The organism is Pedobacter sp. MC2016-24 (assembly GCF_015223055.1).
GTDB lineage: Bacteria > Bacteroidota > Bacteroidia > Sphingobacteriales > Sphingobacteriaceae > Pedobacter.
On record NZ_JADFBX010000001.1, the window covers coordinates 525,169 to 543,937 of the forward strand.

The window sequence follows — 18,769 nt, forward strand, 5'->3', positions numbered from 1 at the left end:
AATAAACCGTTAAACTCAGGTTAACAAATTGTTAACAGACCTGATTATATTAACATGAATTTAGGGTTAGCGTAAAGTCTTATTTAAAAAGGCATCCAATTCTGCTCCACGAAGGTTTTTAGCTACAATTTTACCTTGGGGATCAATAATATACGAACTCGGAATGGCATCTATTGCATAAAGCATTGCAGTCGGACTTTCAAAATCATTCAGGTCGCTGGCATGTGACCAGGTCAAATGATCTGCAGCAATTGCAACCTTCCAGGCAGCCGCATCTTTATCTAAAGAAATTCCCAGAATGGTGAAATTCTTATCTTTAAAAGCCTGGTAAGCCTTAACAACATTTGGATTCTCTTGTCTGCACGGCTGACACCATGAAGCCCAAAAATCAAGCATCACATATTTGCCTTTAAAATCAGCCAATTTGATCGGATTGCCGTCTACCCCTTTTATAGTGAACTGTGGTGCCGGTTGTCCAACCTGTACAGATCTCAATTTTGCCGTTTTATTCAAAAATTCCTGTACAGCTGCATTGTCCTTAAATTGGTCTTTGATGCTATTGGAATAGTCAACCAGTTCTTTTTCGTATTCAGTCGGACTCAACAGGTTGATCGCATAAAAGCCAGCCAATGAAGTGCTGTTGGTCTGCGCAAATTTCAGTACCGCTTTGTTCAGTTCGTCAATTTCATGTGTATAAGCAGGACGCATTTGTTCCATCACCATATCCCTTTTATCAGGCTGGGCTGCTACAGCGGCTTCGAATTGCTTCTGGATTTCTGCAATCTTTACCATAAACTGGTTTTTGGTTTTATTTAATTCTTCCAGCTTATCGGCTTCCATTGCACCTGAAATGCTATAGGCAAGGGTTTTATCGGCTAAATCAGCGTTGATCTTAATCTGATCGCCATTTTTAGCAATCACCATATATTCATTGTGCCCAGAGGAGATTCTAAAAAAGTCTACTGCCGGTGTGCTGTGTGTGAATTTAAAGTCGCCTTTTTCAGAGAATACAGTCGAATCGAGAGGTTTGGCCTGGTCTTTCTGCAAACCAAATAAATACACTTTACTACCAGGGGTGGCATTTTTAAATTGCCCTTCTATTACAAATTTATCTTTGTCCTTACATGCTGCAAAAGCAATACAAAGCAATAGCAAATATCCAACGCGCTTCATCATAATTTTTATTTTAACTTATCTTGTACCAATTGATTTATTTTCTGAGCATCTGCTTTTCCTTTGGCCATTTTCATAACTTCGCCAACAAATAAGCCCAATACTCCTTTTTTCCCTTTTTTATACGATTCAACCTGGGGTTGATATTTAGACAGCACACTGGCTACAAAAGCTTCCAGTTCATCTGTATTCTCTTCAATTAACAAATTCAGGTTTGTGGCTACCAACAGAACGTCCTGACCGGCAGATTGGTATAATGCAGGCAACAATTGCTGTAAGGCATTTTGCTGACTGATTTTTTTATCATCTACCAGGTTGATTACATCGGCCAATTGCTCGGGACTGACCATAAAGTCTGCAATGCCAAGATCGAGATCAGTCAATACTGCTCGAATTGCACCTGTAAGCCAGTTCACCAGATTTCGTTTGTTGTTGACATGTGGCAGAGCGTTATTGAAATACTTAAGCAGATCATGATCCTCAGCCAGAATTGCGGCTTCGGAAACACTAACCCCACATTCCAACACCAGTTTCCTGGTAATTTCCTGTGGTAATGCGGGCATATCAAACTTAAGTTGGGCCAGCCATTCATCTGAAATATGAACCGGGGCCAGATCTGGATCTGGGAAGTAGCGGTAATCATTGGCTTCTTCTTTAGTTCGCATCGGTGAGGTAGTTCCCCGTTCTGCGTCAAAATTGAGCGTACTCTGGATGATCTGGCCGCCTGAAAGAATCACCTCTCGTTGTCTGCCAAATTCAAAATCGATGGCCCGACGTACATTCCGTATCGAATTCAGGTTTTTAACCTCACAACGCGTACCGAACAACTGCACACCAAATTCCCGGATGGAAATGTTGGCATCGCAACGCAAACTGCCCTCTTCCATATTGCCATCGCTTACATCCAGATGTCTTACCAATTTACGGATTTCGGTAAGCAAAAGGGAAGCTTCTTCAGCACTCCTGATGTCTGGTTCGGTTACAATTTCAATCAATGGAACGCCTGCCCTGTTTAAATCTACAAAGGAATAACGCTCGTGCTGATCGTGTAAACTCTTCCCGGCATCTTCTTCCAGGTGAATTCTATTGATCCCAATCCGCTTTTCTTCACCGGTACTTAAAGTCACATTGATGAAACCATTTTGACAGATCGGCTTATTATCTTGGGTAATCTGATATCCTTTAGGTAAATCCGCATAAAAGTAATTTTTACGGTCGAAGTAATTGATTTGATTGATGCTGCAATTCAAGGCCAATCCCATTCTAACGGCTTTGGCAACAACCTCCTTATTTAATTTAGGAAGTGCGCCTGGCAACGCTAAAGAAACCGGGGAAATGTGTGCATTCGGTTTTGCACCAAAAGAAGCACTATCGGAAGAAAATATTTTAGATTTTGTATTTAGTTGTACGTGGATTTCCAGGCCAGATACCAATTCGAATTCTGATGGAGAAACTGCAGTTTTCGTACTCATTTATAGGCAATAATTATCTTTGTTAAATGATGTTTTAATATACAAACATAACCATTTATGCGGTACAAATAGATTTTGTAGCTAGAATTATACTCATAGTAATGCATTTAATTTGAGTTTAAGCGGATTGATCAAGAAGAATGAACAGATTTGGAAATGTATCCGCTGTACAGGAATGTCTCTTTTTAAAAAAATCGGGAATCTGCCTGAAAGACCCCGTTCAACACAAACTATTTTTCCGAAATAAGCAGGGTTAGTGAATCTCGAAGCAAATTTTCTTTCAACTTAAAGTTCAGCACACAATAAAAACAACATATAATTTTTCTATATCCAAATAAAAAATATAATATTCTTATTTAAAATATTAAATACAAATATTATTACAGTTGACATAGCTTTGTGAACAAACATAACTCAAATGAACACCACACTTTTATCATCAAGCGAAAACGCCATTTTATCTCCGACAGAAAACCAAATGCTTGTTGAACTACTGGAAACAGTAAAAGTGAACACGGCATATTTTATGGGATATCCTGTATCAAAAGACTTTAACTATGAAGCGTTAATGCCTTTTTTGCAATACCCCATGAATAATTTGGGAGATCCTTTTGTGCCTTCTACTTATGCCGTAGGTTCGCGTGAAATGGAGAAAGAGGTGGTTCAGTTTTTTGCAGAATTGTTCAGGGCTCCTGCAGATGACTGGTGGGGTTACGTTACCAATGGTGGATCTGAAGGTAACTTATATGGCCTATACCTTGCACGCGAGCTACATCCAAAAGGCATGGTTTATTATTCTGAAGCAACACATTATAGCGTACAGAAGAACCTTCATTTACTAAATATGCCAAATATCGTGATCAGCACGCAAGCCAATGGCGAAATCGACTATGAAGATCTGGAAAATACAATTCGCATGAATCGACACATGCCTGTGATCATCATGGCAAACATTGGCACCACCATGACAGAGGCACGGGATGACATCGGAAAAATCAAGCTTATTTTAAAGAAATTGGCCATTAAACATTATTACATTCATGCAGATGGGGCCTTGTCGGGTAGCTATAGTGCCTTAATTGAACCGAGGCCAGCATTTGACTTTGCTGATGGAGCAGACAGTATAGCGATTAGCGGACATAAATTTATTGGATCACCAATGCCTTGTGGTGTGGTCATTGCTAAAAAATCGAACCGCGACCGCATCGCACGATCTGTAGCTTATATAGGGAGTATGGACACTACAATTTCCGGATCAAGAAATGGGCATAGTCCCTTGTTTTTATGGTACACCATTAAAAAACTGGGAATTGAGGGATTGAAAGCCAGGGCACAACACTGCCTGGAAACCGCTGCTTATGCCGAATTGAAACTCAATGAGATGGGTATTGAGGCCTGGAGAAACAACAATGCAATTACGGTTAACTTTCCTGAGCCTGAATTGAGGATCCGTCAGAAATGGCAGCTGGCTGCCGAAGGAGGCTGGTCACACATCATCTGTATGCCCAATGTGACGCAATCGCAGATTGATGAACTTTTGGCAGACCTATCAGATGTTTAAACAAAAGACTACCAAACGAGTAGAATAAATACTATCTTTGCAGCCTTATTATTCATCGTCTGTCATAATTTGAATTATGATCGTTTTGTAAAGGCTGCTTAATGATTGAACTAAAAAACATAACGAAGGAATTTCATCAGAAAAACAGGATCATTACTGCTTTATCTGAAGTTACACTTCATGTTCCGAAAGGAAAGATATTTGGGGTAATCGGTTCTTCGGGTGCTGGCAAAAGTACATTGATACGTATTGTGAACCTTTTAGAAAAACCCAGTTCCGGAACAATAAGCGTTGATGGGGTTGAGCTGTTAAGCCTATCTCCTGCACAGCTTGCTAAAGAAAGAAGGCAGATTGGAATGATCTTTCAGCATTTCAATCTGCTTTCTTCGAAAACCGTTTTTCAGAACATTGCCTTTCCGCTGGAGTTAGACCGTATGCCGAAAGATCAGATCAGGAAGCGTGTTCAGGAATTACTGGCCTTGGTTGGCCTGGAGGAAAAGGCAAATGATTATCCCTCAAACTTGTCTGGCGGACAAAAACAACGTGTTGCAATTGCAAGAACACTGGCTAGTAATCCAAAAGTATTGCTTTCGGATGAGGCCACAAGTGCACTCGATCCAGCGACCACAGCCTCTATACTTGACTTACTGAAAGATATCAACAAGCGCTTAAAAATCACCATTTTACTGATTACCCATGAAATGGAAGTCATCAAAAACATTTGTGACGAGGTAGCTGTAATCAGCGAAGGCAGGCTGATTGAACAAGGTACTGTAAGCGAAATATTTGCACACCCAAAAACAGAGATTACGCGGGCATTTATAGCCTCTTCACTTAAAGTCAATATTCCCCAACATTATCTTGACAAATTAAAGCCTGTTGCTGATGCGGGTAGCAAGCCTTTACTTAAGCTTCAGTTTACCGGACAATCTTCAGAAGAGGCCGTAATTTCAGAAGCCAGTCGACTGTTTAACGTAAATAACAATATCCTGTTTGCACAAATCGGGTATGCTGGTGAAGTAAAATTTGGATCAATGCTGATAGAGGTATCGGCTACCGCCGAAAACAACCAATTGGCCATTGATTATTATGAAAGTAAAAATGTAGCCGTGGAGGTGCTTGGATATGTCTGATGCTATGATTTTATTGTTACTAAAAGGCGCCTGGGAAACTATTTTCATGACCTTTGTATCTGGCTTTTTTGGTTTTGTAATTGGCTTACCTGCAGGAATTATGCTATTCATGACCCGTAAGGGCCAGGTTTTGGAACATAAAACCATCAATACCATCCTTGCCATTTTTGTCAACGTATTCAGGTCTATACCTTTTATTATTTTAATTGTCTGGATGATCCCCTTCACCAGGGCACTGGTTGGTACGTCCATTGGTGTTCAGGCCGCATTGGTTCCTCTGAGTATTGGCGCAGCACCCTTTATTGCCAGGATGGTAGAGAACAGCCTGATTGAAGTACCAAACGGGCTCATTGAAGCAGCAAGGGCGATGGGTGCCACTCCCTTCCAGATCATCATCAAAGTACTGATTCCTGAGGCCTTACCATCGCTGATCAATACCGCCTCCATTACCCTGATTACACTGGTGGGTTATTCTGCTATGGGTGGGGCTGTTGGTGCAGGTGGCCTCGGCCAAATCGGTTATCAGTATGGTTACGTAGGTTATGATGTGGTGGTTATGAATACAGTATTGCTGTCTCTTGTCGCCCTGGTTTTCATCATTCAATTTGGCGGAGACTATTTATCTAAACGTGCAGATCACAGAAAATAAAATTACATTAGCTTATGAAATTAACTATCAAAATTCAACTTTTAAGTCTTGTACTGGCAACCACTGCCCTATTGAGTTGCGGCGGCAACGCTAAAAAAGACCTTCCAAACCATATTAAGGTGGGTGTAGAATCCGGACCGGAATATGTTGTGGCCCAGACGGCACAAAAAGTTGCCAAAGAGAAATATGGCTTAGATGTAGAACTGGTGCAGTTTAACGACTATGTGATGCCCAACGAAGCACTTTTACAAGGAGATATTGATGTAAACGCTTTTCAGACCAGGCCCTTTCTTGACGTACAATCTAAACAACGTGGTTATAAATTCGCGGTGGTTGGCAATACATTTGTTTATCCGCTTGCGGGCTATTCTAAAAAAATAAAGACCATAGGAGAATTGAAAGATGGCGGTACGGTCATCATCCCGAATGATGCGACCAATGGTGGCCGCGCACTGTTGCTGTTACAAAAAGCGGGGTTGTTAAAATTAAAAGCCAATGTTGGGTTGGTACCTAAAGTAACTGACATTGCTGAAAACCCTAAGAACCTAAAAATCCTGGAACTTGAGGCACCACAATTACCAAGAGCACTTGATGATCAAAACGTAACCATCGCCATCATTAACAACACTTTCGCTACGCCAATTGGTTTAATCGCAGCCAGAGATGGTTTATTTGTTGAGGAAAAAGAATCACCATATGTTAACATCATTGTGAGCCGTGAGGACAATAAAGATGCTGAAAAAGTAAAAAACTTTGTGAAAGCTTACCAATCTGAAGAAGTCAATCAAGCGGCTCAGAAAGAATTTAAAGGAAGTGCAGTAAAAGGCTGGTAGCAATTATGCTATAATTTCTTATTTTTAGCGTACTAACTTAAAACATCATGATGAAAAGACTTACAATGGTTGCCTGTGCGCTTGGCCTGACACTTGCCGTTCAAGCTCAGGAAACCACTTTAAAGCCAATAAAAAACAACGCAACTACCACTGTTAAAAACCAAGGCCAATCGGGCACTTGCTGGAACTATTCCACCACCTCCCTAATTGAATCAGAAGAAATCCGTAAAGGATTGGGGGAACTGAATCTGTCGGAAATGTTTGCCGCCCGTAATGTTTATATAGAGAAAGCCATCAATTACATTTTGCGCCAGGGCAAAGCTCAATTTGGTGAAGGAGGCTTAGGTCACGACCTGATCCAGGCTACAGAAAAATATGGTGCAATGCCACAGGAGGCTTTTCAAGGTGCAAGTGGCGAAATACCAAACCATACTGGATTGGCCGAAGCCTTAAAATCCTATTTAGACAGCACGCTGAAAAAACGCCCGATTGCCAACAATTGGTTACAGGGCTATATGCAGCTGTTGGACCAAAAAATGGGAACACCGCCTGCAAGTTTTGATTATAAGGGAAAAAACTATACTCCTAAAACCTTTGCCAAGGAAGTACTCAAATTCAATGCTGAAGACTTTGTAAGCATCAGCTCCTTCACACACCACCCATATTACAAGCAATTTGTACTGGAGGCCCCGGATAATTTCGCGAATGGTTCTTTTTACAATATTCCGCTTGATGAAATGCTGGCTTTGACAAAAACCGCTTTAAAAAATGGATATACGGTAATGTGGGATGCCGATGTGAGCAATATCGGCTTTCAGCAGCGAAAGGGATATGCCATGTTATTTGCAGATGAATCAGATGCTAAAAAGGATCAATTGAATCCAGATGCAAAAGAAGCAGCATACAGTCCGGAATTGCGTCAGCAGCTGTATGAAAACATAACGACCGAAGACGATCACTTGATGCACCTGGTAGGTTTAGATCAGAGCGATGCTGGAAAACTATTTTTTAAAGTTAAAAACTCATGGGGAGCAGTTGGTCCTTTCAATGGTTATCTGGAAGTTTCTGAACCTTATTTCGCCATCAACACTGTAAGTTTAGTCTTACCAAAAGCGGCTCTTTCCAAAGAACTTAAAAAGAAGCTGAACCTGTTGTAAGCCTCTACTTTATGTAGTAAAAAAGCCTGATCATTGATGTGATCAGGCTTTTTTAGGTTTAAATCTTTATAACGGGTTTATTTTAGGTTGGTCTTAATGGGCGGCTTTCACAGCTTCCAATATCTGCCGGGTACTTAAAAAATCCTGGTGGTGAATGGCTCTGATACCCAATTTTTGTGCAGCCTGAGCCAACATAATTCGATCATCAAAATAGATACATTCATCAGGACTCACCTGGGCGATCCCCATGGCCAGTCTAAAAATGCCAGGATCAGGCTTCCTCATCCCTACTTCGCATGAAGAAATGAAAGCATCAAAACAATCGTGTAGACCAAACTTTTTAATACGGTATTCATTCAGCTCCCGGCCTTCATTGTTTACTGAAATGATCCGAAAACCACAGCTTCGCTTCCAGTCTTTAAGCCATTGTAATAAGCCTGGTAACTCTTCCGACTGCGCAAACATGAATGTCTTAAAATCTTCTTTTGTAAAACTTCTGGGGTGGTTAAAAACTACGGTATCGAGATAATCGTCCAGCGTAATTTTACCAATCTCATAAATATTAAAGATAAAACTATGCAGGACCTCCATTTCCGAATAGTCGATACCAAACACACGCGCAGCTTCCTGGCGCGATTGATGTCCCCAGCCATTGTTTAACAACACGCCACCCACATCAAAAAAAACTACCTTTATCGGACTTGTACTGATCATATGCTGATTATGTCTAAACTTTATTTTTTAAGATTCCGGGCTCCGGAAATGTTATACCTCAAACCAAATGCCTGCTGACTATCAATCACACCTTCAAGAAAATGGAACGACAATGTAAATTGTCCTTCTATTCCGCCGTAAATTTTTGGCCTCCAGCTCAAGTCTGTTCTGTTATAGGTTTTGGCTGTATAAAACTGATCGCCATATTTGATGTTATGCCGCTCGCCGGTATAAAACGAATTGGTGATACCGAATCTATGGTATTCCATTGACATCTCCAGCAACACTCCTTTCGGCGTCTGCCATCCTCCTACGGAACGTACACGTTCGAAAGACATCAAACCTCCGACGTTAAATGTTAAAGAATCAAGAAAAGTTTTTTTTGAAAGATCCAATCCCGCTTTAACAGAAAGCGCACCATTGTCTTCCACATGATCTCCCGGAATCTCGACTGCTGGTCCCGCATTATGGAGCATCATTCCATGGTAAGAAGCAAAGAACAGGTTCTTTTTAAATCCGCCAGATAATCCGAAAATAAAATTCTCACGGTCGGTAGCAGTCTGCCTGCTGGTCCAGTCTATAAAAAATATCTGCTTCCAGTTTTCATTTTCATATTTCAACAACATACCCTCTACATTTGGACGATAGTAATTAAAGGTATCTGTAAGTACAGCACGTGGATAATCTGACAGGAGATTGTACCTTGGAAAAGCTCCCATAAAGAAATTCCAGTCCTGCTTCCTGTACTCATAATAAGCAACAATGTCTATCTTATTGGTGAATTTCGGAGAGCCAAACTCATGTAGAGCATTAAACCCAACCCTTAGGCGATGTACGCTATCTAAGGACAAACCCAGCTCCGGGGAAATCCGCATGCCAAATATGGTTTGAGAAAACCTTCCCGATCTGGCATATTCCCTATTGTCGGCAAAAGTATGCAGGCTTATTTTGCCTTCAATTTGCTGCGCCTTAATTTTACCAGCTAGAAAAAGCAAAAATACAGAGACAAGTAGAATTTTGTTGCGCATAAAGTATAATCAAGATATTTTAATAAATAACAAGCATTTAGATTATGGATCTGATAGCTTGTTACAAAATTTCAGCTGTTTGAATTAGAATGGCGAAGCTATTCAATAAACTTTAATTATTCAACTGTTAACCACAATTTCCGGGAACTTGTTCAGGATATATCTTCCACAATATGTTCATGCTCTTTTTAGTCCTTTTGGAGCTTTATTTTGTACATCGATCCTATAAATGTTTCGGCCTTAGGATTTGTAATCACCTGTAAATAAGAATTTCCAGACTTAGGATCGCTCAACTGGTAATGAACTGTTGCCTCGGAAGCTGTGAATACAATGCGGTTGATTATAATCTGATAGCCTGAATTTGGCTTTTCTCCACGTGACAGCACAATTTTATTGACTTCGGAATTTACAGCCGAACTCGTTAAGGTAACCTCTTCATAAGTGCGACCTTCAACATTGGCCTCTCGATGTGCCTTCACAAAAGCTGCAGCAAGATTCAGCATTTTTGCAGCCTCAGTAGCAGTAATTAAAGCTTTGGGACGAAAATTACCATTTTCAAGCTTAACCACATTGAACTTAACCAGATTTTGTACCGACGCAAGTCCGCCCTGACCGAATTTTTTTTCATCATTGACTTGCAGCCACATCATATTTACCGGATAATTGCCGGTGCCTTGAATGCCTTCGTTTAAACCGATCGCAAATTGTTCTCTTGTCATTGAAGCAGCAGGGTTCATCGAACGGTTGAGTTTGATTCCATTACAGGCTGCAATAATGATAGACTGAGCATAATAAGCCTTATTGTCTGCTTTCACGACATAATCTGTAGCCTTCGGCGCTTTGATAAAGCGGATATTATCAATATTCAGGCCAAGGGCCTTAACAATTAAATCTATCCCCTTTCCAAAACTAACCTTACTTATCGGTTTTTGGATCTCAATTTTAACCGGATTGTTTTTAATTGTTATTAAGGGCTCATTTGCTGTAGCCAATAATAAAGTCGGAATGATCAATGCCGTTAATAATTTCATAGGAATGTATTTTATTAACGAAGATAACAAATTGCCTTTTCTGTTTAACTACATTTTACTTCACAGCACCAAATGCAGCAAAACAAGCATTTTTATGCAATACCTCGGTGTAGCTAAACCCCACTTTTGTTAAAAGCCTAAGTTGGAAAGAAACTGAGCGCGGCGTATCCTCTTTGGCAATATAATCCAATACGTGCTGACGATATTCCGGGCCGCCAAGATCATCGAGGTGCCGGGCATATCTTTCTTCGAACAACTGGTTAATCGCGGCGGGTTCATGCTCAATCAGATCAGAAATCCAAAAACTGCCACCGGGTTTTAAGGACTGGTATATATTTCTAAACACCTGCTCCCAATCGGTATCTGTTCGCAAATGGTGCAATACCGCAGCGGCAAGTACAATGTCATATTCACTATTGGGCAATTCGGTTTGTAAGATATCAGTCTGCAAGATTTTCACCTGTCCCTTTGTTACTGCCGAAACCCTTTCCTGCGCACGGGTTAACATTGACATACTCAGGTCGATCAATGTACAATCTAAATCCGGAATTTTCTCCAGCATTTTCAAAGTATAATTACCGGCACCACAGCCTATATCCAGCATGGCGCCGGCATCTTTGTTCACATAAAAGGCTGCGCTGGTACAGAGTTCCAGACTCAAAGGTGCATCAATAATCGTTTGCTGTCCGGTATCCAGGTTGGAAAAACGCTCTACATCCTGGTCAAAACGATCCCTGATTTCCTCGATACTTGATTTTTGCTGTTTATTACTCTTTTCCATAAAAAATATTTTTGTTATTTCAAACCTAGAGATAATTGTGATATTTGAAAAATATCAATTTAATCAATTATTGATATCCAATAAGTATCATGGAACTTAGACATTTGTTGTATTTCAAGACCGTAGCTGAGGAACTGCATTTTAGAAAAGCAGCTTTAAAATTATTCATTTCACAGCCTCCGCTAAGCAGGCAAATCCGTGAATTGGAAGAAGAATTGGGTGCGCGATTATTTGAACGCAACAACAAACAGGTTTCCATGACGCCTGCAGGACACTATTTCAAAAAGCGAGTAGATGCTATATTTTCAATATTGACAGAGAGTAAACAGATGGTAAAAGAACTCCATGACAACTTAAGTGGCGAACTAAGAATTGGATATATCAGTTCTACCTACCATCCACATCTCATGGATACCCTTCAGGAAATGCGCAACGTATTTCCTTTTCTAACCGTTAAATTATTTGAGATTCCGACCATTAAACAGGTCAAGGCCCTGGAAGATGGCAAACTGGACATCGGAATCATGCGGGCACCCGTGCACTCGGAAAAACTGGAAGTATTGACACTTTTCCATGATCCTTTTATTGTAGTGTTTCCTGAAAACACCCCGGCAGTTAAATATCAAAGTAACCTGGGGAAGTACCTGAGCAGTCAACCTTTCATCTTTTTCAACCGCGATTATGCACCTGTTTATTATGAAAAATTAATTGAGGTGTGTCAGCGACTGGGATTTATACCTGAAATTACCCATGAAGCCAACAATGTACATTCCATATTAAGACTGGTGGCGCACGGCGCTGGTGTATCGATTCTACCAAGAACAGTCAGGGACCACTTTCCCAACCTCAGTTTAAAATATCTTGAACTTCCAGGTTTATCTGAGACTACAGAAGTTGTACTCGCACATAAGCCTCATCAAAATGAAGCGATCACCTGGTTCAGTTCAAGATTTTCAGCGTATTTTAAAGCTTAGCGCCGCTTATTCTCCTTTAAAGACCTTGGAAAGTAAATGGTAAGAATGTAACCTGGCCTGATGGTCGAAGATATGGGATGTAGCCATAATTTCATCCACACCGGTCTGGTCTAAAAAGGATTGCAGGTCATTGCGCAGAGTTTCTTTGCTTCCGGTAAAAGTACAGGCCAGCATTTGTTTCGCCTGCTCTTCTTCATAAACATCCCAAACCTCATCCATATTGTCAACCGGAGGCTGCAACAACCTTCTTTTACCTGTTACTATGCCCATGAATAACTGATACAGTGAAGTAACCAAACGTTCTGCTTCTGCATCGGTATCTGCAGCAACCACATTTACACAAGCCAACACATAAGGCTCCTTCAAATATTCAGAAGGTTTAAAATTCTGACGATAAATATTTATGGCTGTTAAAAATTGTGCTGGTGCAAAATGGCTGGCAAATGCATAAGGCAATCCAAGTGCTGCAGCCAAACGCGCACTGTCTGTACTTGACCCTAAAATCCAGATGGGAATGTCCAGTCCCTCGCCAGGTATGGCGCGTACACTGCTTTTAATATTTTCCGAAGAGAAATAGGCTTGCAGTTTCAATACATCTTGCGGAAAGCTATTCTGCGCATTAAAGCGTTCTCCACGAATAGCCATGGCTGTCAATTGATCCGTTCCCGGCGCACGCCCAAGCCCCAGGTCAATCCTGCCGGGATACAGGGATTCCAGTGTGCCAAATTGTTCGGCGATAACCAGCGGCGAATGATTGGGCAGCATGATGCCACCGGACCCCACACGTATGGTTTTTGTTCCTCCGGCTATATGCCCAATCACCACAGAAGTAGCAGAACTGGCTACACTGATCATGTTGTGGTGCTCGGCCAGCCAATAACGGTTATATCCCCAGCCTTCTACATGCTGAGCCAGATCTAAACTGGTTTTAAAAGTATCTGCCGGAGTTTTACCTTCAATAACAGTTGCAAGGTCTAATACAGAAAACGGCGTATGATTAAGTAGTTTCTTCATATGGCTTAACATTCAATGTTGCTTAACAGAAATACAAAATTACGGCAGTTTTGGCTGAATGTCCGGCTCCGCTAAAGGATATGACTTTAAACCTACAAGTCGGTTTTATACTCGCATTAAAATGTAAACACTGTTCATGTATAACGCTTCGGTCATCGCCTCTTTAAAAAGTTCAAATTCTTCTACCTTAAAGGCGAAGCAGATGTCGTCATTTGGTGTGTGTAAGATGACGCGGTCTTCATCATCTGGAAAAGGCAGGCAATTTTTATGAAACGACAAAGCTTCTACAACATCGTAAAATGCGCTAAAAGCCTTATCTGTAAAAGTGAGCAGCAGGTTATTGTGCCACAAATAAAACACTTTACAATTGATGCAGCTTCTGATGGTAGTTTCTCCTTTGGTGCTTAAAATTACAGTATTGCACATATTTCTATTTTATAGTGATTTTTATTGCTTTAGTTTGAGTCGGTTTTCTAAGATGCCTGAAATTTGAGGAAGCATTAATCTCGGGGTTTTGTTTACAGGTTCCTTGCTTTGCAGAATGCGGGAACTCCCTTTGGCAATTTGTGTGAGGGCAAGTTTTAAACAACTTTCATCTGGATCTCCCCAAATGGGATTAGCAGTAGTTACCATAGGGAGGTCGACATTCATTCCATTGAAATAATCTGCCCATCCTAATGCATTCTTAATGAGGAAACCAGAAAGATAAAGGCTATATATATCGATCTTAATGCCAAAGAAACCTATTGGTTTGCCATAACTTTTCTCACCTAGAGTATATACCTTTAAATAAGGCTTCATTATACTGACCAGCATCTCACTGGCGGAAGCCGTTTTACCTGAAAGAATGAAATAAACATCCGTAACACTTTCCAAATTCCCTTTTTTATTATATAAAAAAGTATTTGCTGATTCGGTATAATTTACATCGGCCATAGTTGCAGGTTTCCCCTTGTAAATGACCTGTTGACCTGCAGCGTCCAGATAAGCCTGATTTTTCAGGATGCTTGCTTTACCCGCCTGCATCATCGAATTGTATTCCTCGCTGTACATGACTTTACCTGTTAAATTGGAAGGTGAAATCAAATTGGCTATATATTCAGCCGTTTCGACATATCCCCCGGCGTTTGAGCGAAGATCTATGATGATGTATTTTGGAACCGAAGAAGCAAAGTCAGAAAAGACTTGATCCAGGGTTGTTTTGCAATCTTTCAATGCTGGAAAAGAACCCATTGCAAGATAAGCAACTTTGATACCAGCCTGGTCAATCAAAGCAGTTTTAAGAAGTCCTGACTCCATATTTCCTTCAACAACCGCAGTCTTACCGGCACTTACGCTTATTTTTTCGATGAAAGAATACTTAGGATATCCTGTGTTTACCGGAAACTCGTAGGCCAGCCCTGTAGCTGGATTCATTTTGAATTGACTAAATTCAAACAGCTCCTTTTTCAATGCAGTAAATTCAGGTTCCTGGCTGGCATATTTACGGGGATTAAAAATATTATAAACTGGAAGCACATCATTCCATAAATAAACCTGACGGGCATATAAATAGATAGAATCCAGGGTAAATTCGATCCGCGTACCAGTGGTAGGTGAAACCGGCAAGTCGTCACCTTCGGATTTGTCCTTTTTACAGCCCAGGCTAAAACCAATCAGCAAAATCCAGATTATATATTTCATTCTGCTCAGCTATTCAGACAACACAATACGATAAGAAGCACCCAGGTTTCTTACAAACGGCGTTGAAAGTAGAGATGAACTGATTTCAAAAGCAGTGTAAGTTCCGAGTGGCATCGTAGCTGGTATTTTTATATTGACCGTATTATCTGGGTTTCTTGATTTGATCTCCACCTCATAAAAGTTATTGTCACTCAGCAGCCTTAACCGTAATTTATTTAGTTTGGAAACAGGTGTTCCTGTAAACCGGTATTGATATTCGCCCGCTCTTTTTAATGCTCTTGGATAATCTACAATAATCCTGTCAAGAATAGGGCTAGACGAATAAGTGATCGCTAGGGGATCTTTCGCAATGATGGTATGTACACCACTGACTAATTTAACTTTATAACTGTCCTCTTGCAACTCCGGAAGATAAAATGCAATACTGATCGGACTAATAGAAAGCAGGTTTGTCAGTTGCCTATCCCTCCCTTTACTATCGATAATAAACACCTTGGTCTTTGCGGTGTCAGGGATAAAAAAATCACCACCAATTGTGAAGTATGCGCCTACGGATACGCTGGCACCAACAATAAGCTGTGGCTTTACCTGATTGGGTGCCAATTTCAATTTGTATTGTTTTATGCTACCATTTTGTGCAGTAACGTTATAAATGGTACCGTCCTTAAATGCGACCTTTTTTCCAGAAGCGGGGAAAATACTGGCTCTTTCAGAAACGGTAGTCAATGGGCTTACAGAATCCGGCACGTCTTGCATGGGTGGCCAATAAACCATGATGTCCTCACCTTTAATGACGGCTTTAAGTTCAGCACCTTTAGCGTCTTTGACGATAAATTGCTTTAATTCTGCATAAGGATAATCCGGATATTCTTTTTTGCAGGAAAACAGCAGCAGCGATAACAATATTAAAATATAAAAATTCTTCATTTGTATGTTTTTTTGTTAAAAACCGGCAAAAGGATATATTTGCTCCTTATGCCGGTCGGGTTCATCTCATTAGGGCTACGGTTGTTTTCAAAGCCTGCCGTATCCCGGCCCTTCGGCTATTATGATTAATTAATTCAGATTATAATAATTTGTAAGAAAAATTTACATCGCTTTTTACTTCGATGTCTCTGGCGTTTATCACGCCATCTCCGTTTTGATCTGTTGTAGCCGCTCGTGAAGCCGCGTTCGGAAAACCAGTTAACTGGATAACGTAAGTGTCTGTACCATCTTCAAGAATAGCAAAGAATCCTGAAACAGGAACAGGAGAAGGAGAAGCATAATTAAACCAACCATTTGGCACTGAACCGGTGCTGGTATTCATTCCAATACTAGCTACCGTTGTATAATTGTTTGCAGTTGGAGCAACATCACTCAAAGTAATAGCCGACAAGGTTAAAGCCGGATTGTAAATATAATGCAGCGTGTATCCTACTCCTGCACTGAGTGTATTGTTTACCTGTCCGCTAAACAATGCCTCTCCCGGTGTACCCGGTACGTTTGCTATCAGATCGTAACTTAGTGTACCGTAGCTTGCAGCATTGTAAGGGTTTCCCCATATAGAAGTAAATGAAGCTGAGGTAACCACACCCGGCACAACGGCTTTTGTAGTATGGTTCAAAGACAAGCCTGAATCCGGCGATCCTGTTTCCTTTTTGCAAGACGATACGCTAATTGTGATAACAGCTGCAGCTATAAGCGTTTTTAATAGTGTTTGTTTCATGTTTTTTAGATATAATTAGGGGCCAAAAGGGCTGAGATTCTTATTTTGAGTTTACTTTGAAAATGATAAAGTTCTTAATAACTGTGGTCCAGTTATCGAATTCGATGCGCAACTGTAAATATTCGCCGGTTGGGAAATCACCCGGAACCTGCAATAGCAATTGGGTACGTGTATACTCACCTACAATCAGATTTCTGAATACGCCCCTTTCATCCGCTATTGCAACGCTTTTAATTCCAGTAAGTACCGTACCAGGCACAACATTGTAAGTAAAAGATTCACCTTGTTTTAAATCACGACCAACCATTGCAATATCTGGTTGTTTATAAGATATCCGGATGGGAAACTTAGATTGCGCAGTTTGACCGAACACTTTAACCTTAATATCGTAGAGACCGCTATCCAGAGTAGGTAATAAATTATCATAATTCATACTATAACTTACAATTCCTTTATCATCAAGATTGGATCCGCCATGCGCAATCCCATATTTGATCGGAAACTCTTTAGCATTATTTTTCGACACCAGCGATATGTCAACAACAGTAGGATCTTTAGTAAAAAAATTACCAGAAACTACAAACTGTGCATTAGGATAATATACTGCGATATTTGCTGCAGTAGACAATTCTTTTACATAAAGGTCACCAGCATTTTGTACTACTATTTTAAGTTTATAACTGGCAACATTACCATCTGCCCCCTTCACTTTATAAACCACATCTGTACGAGTCACTTCAATAGCATCTATCGGTTCCTGCAGCTTTGCACCTGCGCTCAATTTAATCTCGGGATCTATCACTACCAGGTTATAGTAAAAGGGAATATAGACTGTGATGCTTCTTTCTATTTCGTCAATCGCACCATATATAGCAGTATCCTGTACGTTAGTTACTTTGTATTCAATAATCCTATTGTTCGGCTGCGCCGGAAGATCCACTATTTTCTTGCAGGAGAATAACACTACGAGCAATAGCATTCCTGTAAAAAAGGGTATACTTTTTAAATTCATATCGGGTTTCAAAAGATTTATCTAAATTTTAAACTGCCTTTAGGAGCAAGAGTATACTCAAAAGTAAAATACATATGTGGTGTATTTTTGAACCACAAGTCTGGAGTAAGGGCATTTTTATAACAACTGATCATTTTGATTTTCGCATAATTACCTTTTGCAGTACGTACAATAATCGTCCGTGCAGGTAAAGTGGTTCCATTCAAAAGTTTTAAAGGATTTCCCAATGCATAGGCTACATGCTGTTTATCCGCTCCGGTGGCTACAACAGATCCTCCAAAGTCGTACAAATACCAGCCGGTCCCCTGTCCGAATGAGCCAGCATCATCGGTACCTATTAAACCCCCACCGGTTTTAAATTCAGTATCAGCCGGAATGTCTACCACTTCGTCATATGGTTTTTGTACAATTATAACACCGCCAATACCGTTAGATCCAAAACCTGAATTGGTTTCATTCTTCCCATTGTTTCCAGAAATAAAACTATTGTATAAACCATTAAAGGCGATATCCCAGCGGGTAGTTTTAGCATTAACCAAGGCCACATCCTTCCCTTCTTCCAGACTGTAGTAAACAGCTGTCTTAGGTACAGTCGGATTGTTATCATCAGTTTCTACAGCATAATTCTCCACCCTAAACATCTTATAAAAAGTTACATCCGCAATTTCTCCAGATGGTTCAGGAGTAACCTCATTTTCTTTGGAACAGGAAACGAGTAGCATACTCGCGGTAATCCCCGCCGTAGCAAGCAGTCTTGAAGCTTGTTTTAATTTTAGATACAGATAATTCATAAGTCTAGTGTTATTATATAGCGCTATTATTTTTAATGAGTCTAAATAACAGTAC

Annotated in this window: 19 protein-coding genes; 6 read left to right on the plus strand and 13 right to left on the minus strand. The window is 40.5% G+C overall.

Annotated elements, in window-relative coordinates; genetic code table 11:
* Window positions 1–66: 66 nt before the first annotated feature.
* Window positions 67–1,176: a TlpA disulfide reductase family protein gene (locus IM797_RS02440; RefSeq protein WP_194125497.1), complete on the minus strand. Its 1,110-nt coding sequence runs from the start codon at window positions 1,174–1,176 to the stop codon at window positions 67–69.
* A 5-nt stretch (window positions 1,177–1,181) separates the two neighbouring features.
* Window positions 1,182–2,645, minus strand: coding sequence for an Asp-tRNA(Asn)/Glu-tRNA(Gln) amidotransferase subunit GatB (gene gatB / locus IM797_RS02445; RefSeq protein ID WP_194125498.1), 1,464 nt, complete (start codon window positions 2,643–2,645; stop codon window positions 1,182–1,184).
* 418 nt (window positions 2,646–3,063) lie between these two features.
* Here gatB and IM797_RS02450 point away from each other — a divergent pair, with 418 nt between their 5' ends.
* The 5 genes from IM797_RS02450 (at window position 3,064) to IM797_RS02470 (ending at window position 7,978) form a co-directional block, all read left to right on the plus strand.
* On the plus strand, window positions 3,064–4,206 hold the full coding sequence (locus IM797_RS02450; RefSeq protein WP_194125499.1) for a histidine decarboxylase: 1,143 nt from the start codon (window positions 3,064–3,066) through the stop codon (window positions 4,204–4,206).
* 101 nt (window positions 4,207–4,307) lie between these two features.
* Window positions 4,308–5,339, plus strand: a complete 1,032-nt coding sequence (gene metN / locus IM797_RS02455; RefSeq protein WP_194125500.1) for a methionine ABC transporter ATP-binding protein MetN — start codon at window positions 4,308–4,310, stop codon at window positions 5,337–5,339.
* Entirely contained in the window at window positions 5,332–5,988 is a 657-nt protein-coding gene (gene metI / locus IM797_RS02460) for a methionine ABC transporter permease MetI (protein ID WP_194125501.1), read from the plus strand. The genes metN and metI overlap by 8 nt, the downstream gene beginning before the upstream one ends.
* Window positions 5,989–6,002: 14 nt before the next feature.
* Window positions 6,003–6,821, plus strand: a complete 819-nt coding sequence (metQ, locus tag IM797_RS02465) for a methionine ABC transporter substrate-binding lipoprotein MetQ (RefSeq protein WP_194125502.1) — start codon at window positions 6,003–6,005, stop codon at window positions 6,819–6,821.
* A 47-nt stretch (window positions 6,822–6,868) separates the two neighbouring features.
* On the plus strand, window positions 6,869–7,978 hold the full coding sequence (locus IM797_RS02470; protein WP_228098682.1) for a C1 family peptidase: 1,110 nt from the start codon (window positions 6,869–6,871) through the stop codon (window positions 7,976–7,978).
* A 93-nt stretch (window positions 7,979–8,071) separates the two neighbouring features.
* On the opposite strand, the gene IM797_RS02475 is transcribed toward IM797_RS02470, so the two are convergent.
* From IM797_RS02475 to IM797_RS02490, 4 genes are all read right to left on the minus strand, one after another.
* Entirely contained in the window at window positions 8,072–8,692 is a 621-nt protein-coding gene (locus IM797_RS02475) for an HAD family hydrolase (RefSeq protein ID WP_228098683.1), read from the minus strand.
* A 20-nt stretch (window positions 8,693–8,712) separates the two neighbouring features.
* The gene (locus IM797_RS02480; RefSeq protein WP_194125503.1) at window positions 8,713–9,720 is read right to left on the minus strand and encodes a hypothetical protein; all 1,008 of its coding nucleotides are present in this window, start codon (window positions 9,718–9,720) and stop codon (window positions 8,713–8,715) included.
* A 188-nt stretch (window positions 9,721–9,908) separates the two neighbouring features.
* Window positions 9,909–10,751, minus strand: a complete 843-nt coding sequence (locus IM797_RS02485) for a protease complex subunit PrcB family protein (RefSeq protein ID WP_194125504.1) — start codon at window positions 10,749–10,751, stop codon at window positions 9,909–9,911.
* Between the two features lie 55 nt (window positions 10,752–10,806).
* Window positions 10,807–11,532 carry a trans-aconitate 2-methyltransferase gene (locus tag IM797_RS02490; protein WP_194125505.1) on the minus strand — a complete coding sequence of 242 codons (726 nt, stop codon included), beginning with the start codon at window positions 11,530–11,532 and terminating at the stop codon, window positions 10,807–10,809.
* Window positions 11,533–11,621: 89 nt separating this feature from the next.
* Here IM797_RS02490 and IM797_RS02495 point away from each other — a divergent pair, with 89 nt between their 5' ends.
* The gene (locus IM797_RS02495) at window positions 11,622–12,506 is read left to right on the plus strand and encodes a LysR family transcriptional regulator (RefSeq protein ID WP_194125506.1); all 885 of its coding nucleotides are present in this window, start codon (window positions 11,622–11,624) and stop codon (window positions 12,504–12,506) included.
* 6 nt (window positions 12,507–12,512) lie between these two features.
* On the opposite strand, the gene IM797_RS02500 is transcribed toward IM797_RS02495, so the two are convergent.
* From IM797_RS02500 to IM797_RS02530, 7 genes are all read right to left on the minus strand, one after another.
* A complete protein-coding gene (locus tag IM797_RS02500; protein WP_194125507.1) occupies window positions 12,513–13,520 on the minus strand; it encodes an LLM class flavin-dependent oxidoreductase in 1,008 nt (335 codons plus the stop codon).
* A 105-nt stretch (window positions 13,521–13,625) separates the two neighbouring features.
* Window positions 13,626–13,946 carry a DUF6686 family protein gene (locus tag IM797_RS02505; RefSeq protein ID WP_228098684.1) on the minus strand — a complete coding sequence of 107 codons (321 nt, stop codon included), beginning with the start codon at window positions 13,944–13,946 and terminating at the stop codon, window positions 13,626–13,628.
* A gap of 21 nt (window positions 13,947–13,967) precedes the next feature.
* Window positions 13,968–15,203 (minus strand): S41 family peptidase, encoded by a 1,236-nt coding sequence (locus IM797_RS02510; RefSeq protein ID WP_194125508.1) that lies wholly within the window; start codon window positions 15,201–15,203, stop codon window positions 13,968–13,970.
* Between the two features lie 9 nt (window positions 15,204–15,212).
* Window positions 15,213–16,130 carry a hypothetical protein gene (locus IM797_RS02515; protein WP_194125509.1) on the minus strand — a complete coding sequence of 306 codons (918 nt, stop codon included), beginning with the start codon at window positions 16,128–16,130 and terminating at the stop codon, window positions 15,213–15,215.
* A gap of 139 nt (window positions 16,131–16,269) precedes the next feature.
* Window positions 16,270–16,911, minus strand: coding sequence for a hypothetical protein (locus IM797_RS02520; protein WP_194125510.1), 642 nt, complete (start codon window positions 16,909–16,911; stop codon window positions 16,270–16,272).
* Between the two features lie 40 nt (window positions 16,912–16,951).
* Window positions 16,952–17,923, minus strand: a complete 972-nt coding sequence (locus IM797_RS02525) for a hypothetical protein (RefSeq protein WP_194125511.1) — start codon at window positions 17,921–17,923, stop codon at window positions 16,952–16,954.
* A gap of 17 nt (window positions 17,924–17,940) precedes the next feature.
* A complete protein-coding gene (locus tag IM797_RS02530) occupies window positions 17,941–18,714 on the minus strand; it encodes an HmuY family protein (protein WP_194125512.1) in 774 nt (257 codons plus the stop codon).
* Between the last annotated feature and the right edge of the window lie 55 nt (window positions 18,715–18,769).

Coding starts and splice junctions, on each gene's coding strand:
- IM797_RS02440 (WP_194125497.1), bottom strand. CDS start 1,176: ATGATGAAGCGCGTTGGATATTTGCTATTGCTTTGTATTGCTTTTGCA.
- IM797_RS02505 (WP_228098684.1), bottom strand. CDS start 13,946: ATGTGCAATACTGTAATTTTAAGCACCAAAGGAGAAACTACCATCAGA.
- IM797_RS02525 (WP_194125511.1), bottom strand. CDS start 17,923: ATGAATTTAAAAAGTATACCCTTTTTTACAGGAATGCTATTGCTCGTA.
- IM797_RS02480 (WP_194125503.1), bottom strand. CDS start 9,720: ATGCGCAACAAAATTCTACTTGTCTCTGTATTTTTGCTTTTTCTAGCT.
- metQ (WP_194125502.1), top strand. CDS start 6,003: ATGAAATTAACTATCAAAATTCAACTTTTAAGTCTTGTACTGGCAACC.
- metN (WP_194125500.1), top strand. CDS start 4,308: ATGATTGAACTAAAAAACATAACGAAGGAATTTCATCAGAAAAACAGG.
- IM797_RS02495 (WP_194125506.1), top strand. CDS start 11,622: ATGGAACTTAGACATTTGTTGTATTTCAAGACCGTAGCTGAGGAACTG.
- gatB (WP_194125498.1), bottom strand. CDS start 2,645: ATGAGTACGAAAACTGCAGTTTCTCCATCAGAATTCGAATTGGTATCT.
- IM797_RS02500 (WP_194125507.1), bottom strand. CDS start 13,520: ATGAAGAAACTACTTAATCATACGCCGTTTTCTGTATTAGACCTTGCA.
- IM797_RS02515 (WP_194125509.1), bottom strand. CDS start 16,130: ATGAAGAATTTTTATATTTTAATATTGTTATCGCTGCTGCTGTTTTCC.
- IM797_RS02475 (WP_228098683.1), bottom strand. CDS start 8,692: ATGATCAGTACAAGTCCGATAAAGGTAGTTTTTTTTGATGTGGGTGGC.
- IM797_RS02520 (WP_194125510.1), bottom strand. CDS start 16,911: ATGAAACAAACACTATTAAAAACGCTTATAGCTGCAGCTGTTATCACA.
- IM797_RS02510 (WP_194125508.1), bottom strand. CDS start 15,203: ATGAAATATATAATCTGGATTTTGCTGATTGGTTTTAGCCTGGGCTGT.
- metI (WP_194125501.1), top strand. CDS start 5,332: ATGTCTGATGCTATGATTTTATTGTTACTAAAAGGCGCCTGGGAAACT.
- IM797_RS02490 (WP_194125505.1), bottom strand. CDS start 11,532: ATGGAAAAGAGTAATAAACAGCAAAAATCAAGTATCGAGGAAATCAGG.
- IM797_RS02485 (WP_194125504.1), bottom strand. CDS start 10,751: ATGAAATTATTAACGGCATTGATCATTCCGACTTTATTATTGGCTACA.
- IM797_RS02530 (WP_194125512.1), bottom strand. CDS start 18,714: ATGAATTATCTGTATCTAAAATTAAAACAAGCTTCAAGACTGCTTGCT.
- IM797_RS02470 (WP_228098682.1), top strand. CDS start 6,869: ATGATGAAAAGACTTACAATGGTTGCCTGTGCGCTTGGCCTGACACTT.
- IM797_RS02450 (WP_194125499.1), top strand. CDS start 3,064: ATGAACACCACACTTTTATCATCAAGCGAAAACGCCATTTTATCTCCG.